12 protein-coding genes are annotated in these 12,305 nt (G+C 39.3%); 6 read left to right on the forward strand and 6 right to left on the reverse strand.

From position 1 onward, the window contains the following. Window positions 1–73 precede the first annotated feature (73 nt). From F7D20_RS09745 to F7D20_RS09770, 5 genes are all read left to right on the forward strand, one after another. On the forward strand, window positions 74–985 hold the full coding sequence (locus F7D20_RS09745; protein ID WP_158463877.1) for a helix-turn-helix transcriptional regulator: 912 nt from the start codon (window positions 74–76) through the stop codon (window positions 983–985). 88 nt (window positions 986–1,073) lie between these two features. Continuing rightward, window positions 1,074–1,910 (forward strand): hypothetical protein, encoded by an 837-nt coding sequence (locus tag F7D20_RS09750; protein WP_158463878.1) that lies wholly within the window; start codon window positions 1,074–1,076, stop codon window positions 1,908–1,910. Next, window positions 1,911–2,432 carry an HAD domain-containing protein gene (locus F7D20_RS09755; protein ID WP_158463879.1) on the forward strand — a complete coding sequence of 174 codons (522 nt, stop codon included), beginning with the start codon at window positions 1,911–1,913 and terminating at the stop codon, window positions 2,430–2,432. 98 nt (window positions 2,433–2,530) lie between these two features. Next, window positions 2,531–4,573: a hypothetical protein gene (locus F7D20_RS09760; RefSeq protein WP_158463880.1), complete on the forward strand. Its 2,043-nt coding sequence runs from the start codon at window positions 2,531–2,533 to the stop codon at window positions 4,571–4,573. Window positions 4,574–4,802: 229 nt separating this feature from the next. Continuing rightward, a complete protein-coding gene (locus tag F7D20_RS09770) occupies window positions 4,803–5,324 on the forward strand; it encodes a hypothetical protein (protein ID WP_158463882.1) in 522 nt (173 codons plus the stop codon). A 99-nt stretch (window positions 5,325–5,423) separates the two neighbouring features. On the opposite strand, the gene F7D20_RS09775 is transcribed toward F7D20_RS09770, so the two are convergent. The 6 genes from F7D20_RS09775 to F7D20_RS09800 form a co-directional block, all read right to left on the reverse strand. Then, a complete protein-coding gene (locus F7D20_RS09775) occupies window positions 5,424–5,753 on the reverse strand; it encodes a helix-turn-helix transcriptional regulator (RefSeq protein ID WP_009018157.1) in 330 nt (109 codons plus the stop codon). 2 nt (window positions 5,754–5,755) lie between these two features. Next, a complete protein-coding gene (locus F7D20_RS09780; RefSeq protein ID WP_158463883.1) occupies window positions 5,756–6,094 on the reverse strand; it encodes a type II toxin-antitoxin system RelE/ParE family toxin in 339 nt (112 codons plus the stop codon). Window positions 6,095–6,692: 598 nt separating this feature from the next. Beyond that, window positions 6,693–7,349: a PAQR family membrane homeostasis protein TrhA gene (gene trhA / locus F7D20_RS09785; RefSeq protein WP_158463884.1), complete on the reverse strand. Its 657-nt coding sequence runs from the start codon at window positions 7,347–7,349 to the stop codon at window positions 6,693–6,695. Window positions 7,350–8,111: 762 nt separating this feature from the next. Further along, on the reverse strand, window positions 8,112–9,104 hold the full coding sequence (gene nadA / locus F7D20_RS09790; RefSeq protein ID WP_158463885.1) for a quinolinate synthase NadA: 993 nt from the start codon (window positions 9,102–9,104) through the stop codon (window positions 8,112–8,114). Window positions 9,105–9,951: 847 nt separating this feature from the next. Further along, window positions 9,952–11,034, reverse strand: coding sequence for a glycosyltransferase family 9 protein (locus F7D20_RS09795; protein ID WP_158463886.1), 1,083 nt, complete (start codon window positions 11,032–11,034; stop codon window positions 9,952–9,954). Between the two features lie 202 nt (window positions 11,035–11,236). Next, complete coding sequence (locus F7D20_RS09800; RefSeq protein ID WP_022252036.1) at window positions 11,237–11,842, reverse strand: DUF4254 domain-containing protein; 606 nt, start codon at window positions 11,840–11,842, stop codon at window positions 11,237–11,239. Window positions 11,843–12,067: 225 nt separating this feature from the next. On the opposite strand from F7D20_RS09800, the gene F7D20_RS09805 reads away from it, so the two are divergent. Then, window positions 12,068–12,304 (forward strand): acyl carrier protein, encoded by a 237-nt coding sequence (locus tag F7D20_RS09805; protein WP_022252037.1) that lies wholly within the window; start codon window positions 12,068–12,070, stop codon window positions 12,302–12,304. Window position 12,305 lies beyond the last annotated feature (1 nt).

The raw sequence follows: 12,305 nt of genomic DNA on the forward strand, positions 1-12,305 counted from the left end.
TCGAAATCAATAAGATATGACTTCAAACAATATTGAAGAGTATTGTACGTTTTTCAAACAAAAGATTCAAAATATGACTGCATTGGAGAAATATATTTGGATAGTAAGAACACTCTATAACAAAGGAGATAGAGGATTGTCGCTGAAAGAACTCAACGACAAGTGGATACATGACGAGAACATCAGCAATGGAGAGCCTTTGCCACGGCAAACCTTCGACCGATGGAAAGGAAACATTTTGATGATGCTCGGTGTAAACATAGAATGCCGGTTAAAAGGTGGTTATCGCTATTACATCTCCAACCCTGAATGTTTGAGTGAAGGTGGGCTGGTCCGTTGGCTACTGGATACGTATTCTACAGCAAATACCTTGTCGCAAAGCATTCAGTTGAAAGACAGAATACTTGTTGAAGAAATACCATCCAACCGTAACTACTTGACAAACATCATAGAGGCGATGAAGAACAACCATGTGGTGACGCTGACATACAGAAGTTTTATACATGGCTCCTCCCATACGTTTTCTGTAGAACCTTACTGCCTAAAGATGTTCCAAAAAAGATGGTATTTATTGGCGAAGAATCTCGTTGATAACAATCTGCGTATCTATGGGCTTGACCGTTTGGAAAATTTTGAGGAAACCAAAGAGCATTTCACGATGCCCAAGAATTTTGATGCAAACACCTATTTTTCCTCATTCTATGGAATAGTAACAGACGAGACCATCCCATTGCAACGCATTGTGGTTCGGGCAAATAGACAACATCAGCATTATCTTCGTTCCCTGCCACTACATCCTACGCAGAAAGAGATATTCACCTGCAAGGACTACGCAGACTTCGAACTGACATTGCGACCTACCTATGATTTCATCATGGAACTGTTACATTTTGGAAATATGATAGAGGTATTGGAACCACAATCCCTACGACAGACCATGAAAGGTTGGGTAAGTGACTTGTGGGAGTTATATGAAAACGACTAACAAAATATATAGATAACATGTACAAAAGTTTTTTGTAGAGGTTCTATACTTGTACGAACCAAAAGTTTAATTATAAACCATATTAATCATGAACAATTTAACAAAACAACTGGCTAACTTATACGAGCCAAAATGGAATGAACTGAAACAACAGTTGGATGCCCAAGACATCAAGGTGCAAGCACCTTTTATGCTGGGTGTAGCATTGGAACATAACAACCAAGGAGGTTATGTTGACGAGAGTTGGTGGACTGATGCCGACTTGAAGGTGATGGTATTCGGACAAGAAGCCCTCAATTGGCCCATACCTGTATCGGATGATGGAACTCAAATACAGTCGGACGATTTCGTAGAACTATACCAACGTTTCTATTCTGACAATTATAAAGGGCAATATTTCCTTACTGATTCTGACAATCACTTGGCTAAGAATAAGTTCTTCAGCATGGGATTCAATGGTATCATGTCGGGTATCAAAGACTTCGTTCTCGGCGAACAGTATTCCGACAAGAAAGTAGCATACCTTTGGAACAACATTTCAAAGTTGTCTGTAGGTGGACGCAAGGGTGTTGATTCTGGCATTCATAATTTGGAGAAAGAATACTTCCATGTCATCCCTCAGGAGATAGAGATATTGAAGCCTGATGTTCTCATCTTCTTGACTGGTCCTGGTCAAAACACCTATTACAGCTACATCCAAGATAACTTTACCGTAAAAGGTTCGCTAAAGCCTCTGGCAGGACATAATGTTGATGCTGTGGCAAAACTTGATATTGAAGGCATCAGCCTTGCTTACAAGACCTATCATCCTACAGCGACCAAGGATGGAGATAAGGGTATCACAGATGCAGAGAAATGGAAGTATTATCATGCCATCTTTGATGATATGAAGGAACATCTCGATGATATTTTCAACAATAAATAGATGAATCATTCTAAGATTATATTTCTCGATTTTGATGGTGTTTTGAACACAGAACACCATCAAAGACAATTACTGTATGAAAGGAAAGCGTGGCAAGACAAATATGGAACTTGTTTTGACCCAGAAGCCGTGAAACAACTGCAAACCATAGTAGATATGACCCATGCGGACATCGTAATAGAATCCTCATGGAAATATCTCGGTTTGGAGGCAATGCAAGACATGTGGAAAGACAGACAATTGCCAGGAAAAGTAATAGGTATAACTCCGTCTGCTATCAGTGATAACATTTTGCTCTCGACAGACTTGGAGGTGTTAGATTCTTCTATGCTTCATTGTAAAGGGGCGGAAATAGCTTCGTGGCTTCATGAGAATAATATGCAAGAGGTTCCGTATGTCATTATTGATGATGAGTATGTTATATTGGAATCTCAACTTCCTCATTTCATTTTAACCAATCCCTACGATGGTCTTATAGAAGAATTGGCAATGAGAGCCATTGGTATTCTGAATCGGCAATAAAAAGCAAAATAATTTAATCTTAGTCTCGACGTGTCATAATTTGTGGGACACCATCGCCATATCTTTGCACTCAGTTAAGCAATTAAAGTTTCAAAGATATGACTAATGATAAATCAAACAAAAAGTTGGATAAATCTACTTTGCGTATTCCTACATTCAATATGATACTTCGTCAGATTCTTGTTGTTAATGCTTACGGAGACAAAAGCCTTAGCGATGAAATTCTCCTCCAAGATGAACTGTTCTACAACACCGTCAGTCAGTTGAACTTTTCAAAGGATTCAAGCGAAGTGAGACAGCTGTTGTCCTATCTTCTCGAATTGACAGGAGAGCCTGATAGTTATCTGGTGGAGGAGATTCTGCTGGACTTTGTGATAGGAAAGGGATGCACAGAATGTTCAAGGACTGTCTGCGAAAACATCTTTGGCAAACATCCTACGTTTGCCGACATGATGCGCCATCCTTGGTTTGAACACTTGATGAATCATCCTGCACAAACTGAACCCTACAATCCGCTTTCTCCATTTGTTCGCAATGACGCTTTCTACTGGCGCAATTTCCATTTTCCTCTGTTCTACCATCTTCAGGAAGGTAACAGTTTGGCTTTGGAAGTGTTGGAGCATCTTGCGGCTAAAGGCGACATTCCTTCCATGGAACGTGTGTCACTTTACTACTTCGATAAATGTCAATTTTCCAAGGCGTTTCTTTTATTTAAAGCTTTGCATGAGAAAATGCAGACAACCGAATGGTATGATTGGGCGATTAAGCAAGAAATCACTCACAAACTCGCTCATCTATATACCTATGGATTAGGTGTAGAGCAAAATCTCGACAAAGGGGCTCAATACTACAAAGAGCTTGAAAATGGTTACTGCTGGGGAGACAAAGCAGAATACCAGTTAGGATGGTTGGCTGAGCGAAGGCATAACTATATAGAAGCGATGTGGTACTATAGGAAAAATATTGATAGCCACAAGTATGGCAAGTACAGCTTCTACAGGAGAGATGAGCCGAAAGACTTGTTTCCACTTCGATTGGAGATTGCTTTTAGACAGATGAAGAAGAAGCTCAACCCTATAGTTGACTGTCTGACACTTGCGACTTGCCAAAAATGTAACGACATGGTTCTTCAGTTGAAGGTCATGATGAATGCAATAGTCACAATTGAATGGGGTGATGGTGAAACTGAATCAGCAAAATGGAAAGTGGATGACTGGGGACAGGTAAGACATTCATATCAATCGCCAGGCTATTACTGTATTACAATAAAAACAGACGAGGAGAACGTATTGACGGGATTCCATATTGTTTCTCAAAAGGCAATATGCTCAATAGACGTTTCCGGCTGTAAGGGATTGACGCATCTATTGTGCCCAAATCAAATGTTGAAACAAATGTCTTTAAGCAAGACTGAATATCTCTCTGTGCTTGATGTACATGGAAATAGGCTGCAAAGAATCAACCTCAGAAAGAATCCGTTGCTTACAATCGTTGATTGTTCTAACAATCCGTTGCAAAAGATAGAAGCAGTGAAGCATCCTCCATTCAGTTTAATGTGCATAAGAAAAACAAGGCTGGGAACTAAAGCAAAAAGGAGATTTCATGAAATCGTTCGTTTGAATGCAGGTCGATTATTGAGTGAGGGCTTTGTTAACCAATTGACAGAGCCGCTTTTGCCTACGTTGCTGTTTTATATAAAGAACAGCACTTGGGAAGATGTCTTGGCATGCTTGCAACAGAAAAACGAAGATTCAAAGGTAAATAATAACTTCACGGTATTGCACAGAGTCTATGCCTTGCTTAAAGCATATCGTCACGTCACTCCGTGCCCATACAAAAATGGTTTTATGTGGGCGTCAGGAACATGGGTAGTTATTGCACATAAGTTTAAAACCAAAAGGACGGGGCAAATAGTAGAAAGTCAGGCTCCCGAAGAAGAGTTCTATTTGTATGAACGCCCTTGGAGTATGATTCTTGGAACACCAGTAAAAGCATGGGACAATCGCCTGCCTTTCATGATGCTTCCACAACATCCAAATGCCTACTATGCAGCCATGTGTTTATATAATATGGTGAACAATGAAAAAGAAATGAAGAAACATAAAATTCCTAAGATCGTTTATGGCAAAGAAACTTTCTAAAATCATCTTTTTTGACTTTGATGGTGTTCTGAATACAGAATACCATCAAAGACAATTACAGTTTGGAGGAAAAATATGGCAAGACAGGCACGGTGCAATGAGAGCCATTAACATATTGAATCAACAATAAAACTTTCAAGGAATTTTAATTTAGTTCTAACCTGTCATAAATAATGGGGCACCATAGCCATACCTTTGCACCCAATAGCGTAATTAAATTTTCAAAGATATGGCAAATGATAAGTTAAACAAAGAGTTGGTTTCTCGTATGATGGACGATGCTGCATGGAAAGAACTCTCCAAAGACTTTCCATGGACAGAACTGTTGCTTGAGAAGTATATGAACTATGTGGACTGGAAAGAAATTTCAAGAAACTACAATGTAGTGTGGACCAAAAGCCTACTTGAAAAATTCAAGCACAAACTTGACTGGCACGAATTGACATCAAACAGTAGTACACTATTGTTTACAGAAGACAACATAGAGACATTTAAGGATTGTTGGGATTGGGAAGTGCTATCAGACAAGTCTTGTATCGACATGACCCACGAACTTTTAATAAAGTATGCTGACAGATGGAATTGGGCATACATAATAGATCGATATGGTGACGATTCTATTACCTACAATGAGGAATTTCTCGAAAAGTATGGAGATTATATTTCTGCATCAGAACTGGGCGGTTCTAAGCTGTGGGACAATATTATCGAACACCGCATAAAAGCAATCAAAAAGAAAATTCTGTCTTAAATTATTATTTTAGGTACCGGTACACGACTATTGTCAAAGGAAAGCAATGCATATGGCTTTAGTTTCAAATACTCTAAAGCCACATGCATAGCTTTTTATCTACCATAATGCTACTTTTCCTGCAATCCCCAAATCAATGGTTGCAGTTACCACACCAAGAGCTTTGAATACTCTTCGCATAGTAGGTATTGTTATACTATAACCTCTTTCCAAGCGAGAAATCTGCGCTCTTTTCACACCTATACGCTCACCAAGTTGTTCTTGTGTCAAGTTCTGTTCTATGCGAGCCTTCTTGATGGCTTCTCCCAAACGGTATGCATGCAATGCTTCATCCACATCACTTTCAAAAGCATCACGTTTTGGAGTGCCAACTTTCCCAAAGTGCTTGTCGAGCACATCGTCCAATGGGGTAAGATTCATTTGTGCCATAATTATTTATTTTTGAAATATTCTTTTCTTATTGCTTCTGCTTTCGCTATTTCCTTACTCGGTGTCTTTTGAGTTTTCTTAATGATGCCATGGGTGGCAATCACAAGAGTTTCTTCGTCCTTATCCCAGAAGGCAAACAAGCGATAAGCAGTTTTGTTGTATAATGTACGGAACTCCCATATTTCCGAATTTTCCAACTTCTTGAAAAGTTCTTTGTTACGTTCTCCACCTACAACACGCTTGATGTTGTAGTAAATCTTGTAAGATACCGCTTCGGGTAAACTCTCAATAAAGTCTTGTGCCTCGTCAGTCAAGACAAGTCGGAAGATATTTTGTGCCATACATTCTCAATTTGCTGCAAAGATAGGTATTATGTTTCATAAATAAGAAACAATTGGTGCTTAAATGTATCTTATAGCTCATTTTTTAACATTTTGGAACCGAATAATTACGCATAAAGAACTTACAATGGTTGGATTGGGGTAAAGCGAACATCAACTGAAAATAAAATCTAAAAAATAGATATGATTTTCGTTAATCCACTTAATTGTAGTACCTTTGCTAAAAGAGTTGTTTGACAAGCAAACTTATGTATAACACAGAAGTTAGAACTATTGCCAAATCATTACCTCTATTGAGGTGAAACACTCATAAATCGCTCATTTTAAGCTATTCTGCAGATTTTAGCGTAATTTTTTAAAACTGATTCTATCAAAATGCCTACTTATGGCACAAATGTGCCCTACGTGGGGCACATTTGTGCTCTTTAAGGAACAATTTTACCGCAAAGGAAAATAATATTATCAATTGAGCTTTCGCTGGGCTCAAAAATTATAGAAAATTAGAAACAATAGCTTTTGTGGGAATATTTTATGTTTAATTTCAAGTCCACAAAGCTGTTGTCTAACTAACACAACTTCCGTAAATCAGAAAGTTGAGTTAGATATACTTCATCAAAATGTCCCAGACTGCTATGATATGACAGATACTACCAGCCAATACGAAGAAATGGAAGACAGAATGCATATACTTGCGCTTGTTGATACTATAGAACACAGCACCAGTAATATAACAAACGCCCTCGGCAATAATCCAAATGACCGTAGCAGGCGAAACAGAATCAATAAGAGGCTTGAAAGCAACCAACACGGAAAGTCCCATGCCAACGAAACAAATGGTTTCCAAGTTGCTGTGATCCTTCAGCCGACAAAAACTCATAACAGTTCCGGCAATGGCGCAAGCCCAGATAAAACAGAACAGACTCCAGCCCCAATAACCCTGATCGCGCATAGCTATGAGTGTGATGGGAGAGTATGAACCTGCAATATGCCAATAGATGGCAGCATGATCCCATTTGCGCAGTCGCTCTTTCCACTTGCTCCATGCCGAGAGAGCATGATACACAGTAGAAGCGATGTACGACATGAGCATGCCAAAGAGATAAAGTATCACTCCTGCCGTTGCCCAACCGTTGTGATTGGTAAAACACCAATACAGGAAAATAATGCCTACGATGACTCCCAAAAGAATGCCACCAGCATGCGACCAGGAATTCCAAAGTTCCTCCTTGTGACTGAAATGTATCTTGAGTTTCATATTTCTTTTATCGTGCTTAAAATATAGTTTGTCCTGTGCAGCTTATCTTTTGCAAAGATAACCCTATTATCTGTAATCGAAGACCATCGTGACGTTAAAAAAAAATAATGAGAACCTCCGCACTCGGAAATTCTCATTACGATGTAAATATAAATTGTATAAGTAAAAGATGATATCTGCGTTTCACAACGCACCTTGTTTAAAACCAATGCAAAAGTAGTAAAATTTGTTTTTTAACAGGTGATTTTTTTATCTTTTAGGGGGTAAAAATTATTTTTTGAACTAAAATGAACCGATTTTACCACTCATTTGCTTAAAAACACCAAACTTATTAGTGTTAATAGACACTTTGTATAAAAATGTATCAAGTACAATAATACATCTACAAAAAGCACTTGTAGCTAACAAAAACATCATTTAGAGACGTTTTTTGCGTATTTGTAAATTTAGAAATTGATGAAAATGAAAGAGGAAAAATGAAATTTTGAATCAGTTCAGAGGTTTAAAAAATTAGAGGTTAAAGGTAGGAGAAGTTAAAGAAGTTAGAGAAGTTATCACTCCCTTCATTCGTTAGAAGTTATAGCCAACAGCCTTTGTGGACTTGAAAATAGACATAAAAACTGAGCCCACTTGAAAAAGTCAATTTTACGAAAACCTATTCTTGATTATCAAGTTGCAAAGACAAAAAATACGATTTTCGACTTTTTCAAGTGGACTCAGTAAGATACTTGACTCAGATGAATATATGATTATCTGAAAATCTTAAGAAAGCGAGAGCATCTTCTCGATAGGCTTGACAGCATCGCGTGCGATTGCTTCGTCAACCTCTACAGTGGGCCAATCATACTTCAGGGCATTATAAATCTTCTGAAGCGTGTTCATCTTCATATATTCGCACTCATTGCAGCTGCATCCTAATCCACCTTCGCTCACCTCTGGTGGCACAGGATAGAAGGTTACACCAGGACAGTTGCGCTCCAGCTCGTGAAGAATACCAGCTTCTGTGGCGATAATATACTCCTTGATTTCAGGATGCTTCTCGGCATATTGAAGCATTGTGGCAGTAGAACCCTTTACATCGGCTACAGCCAACACAGGAGCCTTGCACTCAAGATGAGCCATCACGACAGCCTCAGGATGCTCGCTCTTCAGCTTCACGATTGCCTCGACAGAGAATTTCTCATGAACATGACATCCACCATTCCAGAGCAACATATTGCGGCCTGTAACGCTATTGATATAGTTGCCTAAGTTATAGTCGGGACCAAAGATAATCTTTTCATCATGCGGAAAACTGTCAATCACCTTCTTGGCATTACCACTCGTCACCACACAATCGGTAAGCGCCTTGACAGCTGCTGTCGTATTGACATAGCTCACCACCTTGTATCCAGGATGCTCAGCCTTATACTGCTTCAGGTCTTCGGCCTTGCAGCTGTCGGCAAGCGAACAACCCGCATTCAGGTCAGGACAAAGTACAGTCTTGTCAGGACTCAGCAGTTTGCAAGTTTCTGCCATAAAGTGCACACCGCACATCACCATTACCTTGGCATCAGTTTCTGCAGCCTTGCGTGCCAGCGCCAAAGAGTCGCCCACGAAGTCAGCAATATCCTGAATATCGCCTACGGTATAGTAATGAGCCAGGATGATCGCATCTTTCTCTTTGCAGAGTCGGCGGATCTCCTGCTTCAAGTCTAAGGTTGCATCAACAGGTTCATCGACAAAACCTTTCTCTATCCATTCTTTTTTCACCATAACATTATTATTATTTTATTTCTTTCTTCTTCTTTTTTTTATGGATATAGGAATGATGATATAACGTGGATAAGTGGATAAATATTTGGACGATTTCTTGCCAGTTTTATTATCCACACCCTGATAGTAAGTTATCAATACATCTGTTGCATTTCTTTTTCTTGGTTCTTAATGCTTTAGATGTTTTATCCACATTTTCCTATTCTGGTGCAAAGTTAATAAGTTTATATCTTTTTCCGTTCTAAAATTCCTAAAAACTTCATTAAAACTTAATAATAACTATGTGGATATCCTCATTCCGAGGAGGCAGGAAAGTGATTGGTGGATATCTTGAAAGTTATGAATAAGTTATTGGATGTTTTTTCCCTGCGTTTTTCCACAGGTTTGTGGATAAAAGTATGTATGCTATGCTATGTTCTGCTGTATTAAATGCATAGCCTGTGCAAGATAATATTATTTTTTACCTGTAATAATGGTAGTTATAAAAAAAATAGTATCTTTGCAGAGCAGATTTAAAAGATAATATTTTTTATAACTGCGGCTTTTCAGAATTGGATAGAACATTAATTCGTCAAGCATTGAGCGTTGCAGTTTCTATTTTTGAATATTGGAGTAATTATGACAAAAATAACTAAGTATATAATATTGATATTTTTATTAGCTTTACAAGTTGTCTATTTAATAGAAATTATAGAAAGGGTTAGTTTAAATAAATGGAGTGATATTTTCTTTCCATGTATTTTTTCTTTATCTATTTGGAATGCTTTCTATTTATTTCTCAAAAAAGTAAAATAATAAAAGGGATATTTGCAGAGAGCATATATAAATACGCTCTCTACTTAATGTTTTATTTTTGTTTCAAAACAGTTTCTATTCTTTGAATGATATCTTCTGGCTTGATTTGGTTCATGCAAGCCATATCGCCTCGCATACATGGCTTATTGCCATAGATACTGCAAGGGCGGCAGGGTAAGTCTACCTGTACGGCATTGGTAGGGTTTTGGTTCCATCCCATGAAGCCGGCGTAGGGATGGGTTGCGCCCCATATACTTACCACGGGTGTGTGGACAAGTGATGCCAAGTGCATATTGGCGCTGTCCATGCTGACCATCACCTGCAGATGGCTCATGAGGATGAGTTCTTGCTGCAGACCCTTGAGCTGAGCCGACGCATTACATACTTCGGGCCATGTCTCTGCCCATCGGTTCATGACCTCAGTTTCCTTCTCTCCACCTCCGAAAAGAAATATTCTGCATTGTGGATAAGTGTGGATAACTCCCAGTATAACTCTTTCCATCAGAGGCAATGGATATATCTTTCCCTCGTGTGCAGCAAAGGGAGCCAAGCCTATCCAGGGTTTTTCGTCGCTGTGGATATCTCTGTTTACTTCTGTGTTGGCCTTGTTCCACAGCGTTTCTGGCAACAGGTTGAGGTCGCCTTTCTCTGAGCCAAAGATAGAAGTGAAATCCAGTTTGACAGGATAACCCAGTTTGGCAAGAACTTCAGCATAGTTTTCAAACGATGTGGGTTGCTGTACGAACTTCTTGTCGTTTTGTGATGTGAGCTGGCGTTTGCCCTTGCGGTGCTTGTCGATATGCGCCACCTTGAAGTTGTCGAGATTAAACCTCATGCGCAGATAGCTGGATCGCAGTACACTGTGCAGGTCGGCTATGGCTGTGAAATGCTTTGCCGAAAGGCGACGGTAGAGGGCATTGAGTCCCTTTATTCCATGATACTCGTTTTTGATGTCGGCTTCCATGAAGCCGACATTAGGAGCTAAATTTTCGAAAAAAGGACGGGCAAACGGGCGGCTGAGCACAGTAATCCTGACGGCAGGATACTGGGTGGCAAGCGAATAAACCACAGGCACAGTCATGGCAACATCGCCCATGGCCGAAAATCGAATGATGAGAATATGCTCAGTCTTCATTTCGTTTATTTATCTTAGTAATGGACTCTATTTGTTTCAAGTCAAGGGAAGACAAAGAAGAGAAGGAAACTGGGTGACAATCGTTTCATAGCTTTCTTTTTAGGGGAAAAGATATGAAATACTGTGAATATTGCCGCTAAGTTTCCTTCTTCTGACTTTCCTGTTTTCGATTGTGCTATATATATAATAGGTGTAAACCTTATTATTTCTTGTTGTAGAGTACAGGATTGGTAGAAGGATCGTTGTACATCTTCATCTGTCTGTACACTTTCATATACTTTCTTCCAGCCTCGATATCTTCGAGCAACTGGTCGATGGCAGTACTGAGGTCAACCTGCTGTTCGAGCAGCACATCGAGTTTAGCCTGACATTTAGCCTTGTGTTCTGCAGAAGCCTCAGTACGTTCAGCCTGCTCACGCATGTGGTAAATCTTCAGGGCCAGGATGCTCAGACGGTCGACAGCCCATGCCGGACTCTCTGTGTTGATGCGTGCATCGGGCAATACTTTCACCTTGGCATACAACTCACGGAAGTATGAGTCGATCTGCTCAACGAGGTCGGTGCGGTCCTGGTTGCTCTTGTCGATGCGTCGTTTCAGGATCAAAGCCTCTGCAGGGTCAATCTGTGGGTCGCGGATGATATCCTCGAAATGCCACTGTACGGTATCAATCCAGCATTTCAGGTACAAACGGTTCTCAATGGAGCCGTCTTCGTAAGGATTGTTGATAGGAGTATCAATGTTGTCCTTGATATGATAATCGGCAATAGCCTGATTGAAAATTTTGTTTGCTTTTTCTGTAAATGTCATGATGTTAAAAGATTAATTAATAATAATGCACAAAAGTAATTAAAAAAAAGCATATTACCAACAAAAAAGACAAAAAAGCACAAAAATGGTGCACAGTTTATAGGTGTTTGTGCATCAATTAGCACTTTTTTCTATAAAATGTTTGTTTATTTGAAAAAAAAAGTGTTCCTTTGCACCCGATTTTTAATTAGAAATTAATTTATAAACATTTTAAAAGTTACAATTATGTCAGAAATTGAAAGCAAAGTAAAGGCTATTATCGTAGACAAACTCGGTGTTGATGAGGCAGAGGTTAAGCCAGAAGCAAGTTTCACAAACGACCTTGGTGCTGACTCTTTGGATACAGTAGAGTTGATCATGGAATTCGAGAAGGAGTTCAACATTTCTATTCCAGACGATAAGGCTGAGAAGATTGCAACTGTTGGTGATGCTATCGCTTACATCGAGGAGAACAGCAAGTAAT

This window comes from Segatella copri (genome assembly GCF_009495355.1).
Taxonomy (GTDB): domain Bacteria; phylum Bacteroidota; class Bacteroidia; order Bacteroidales; family Bacteroidaceae; genus Prevotella.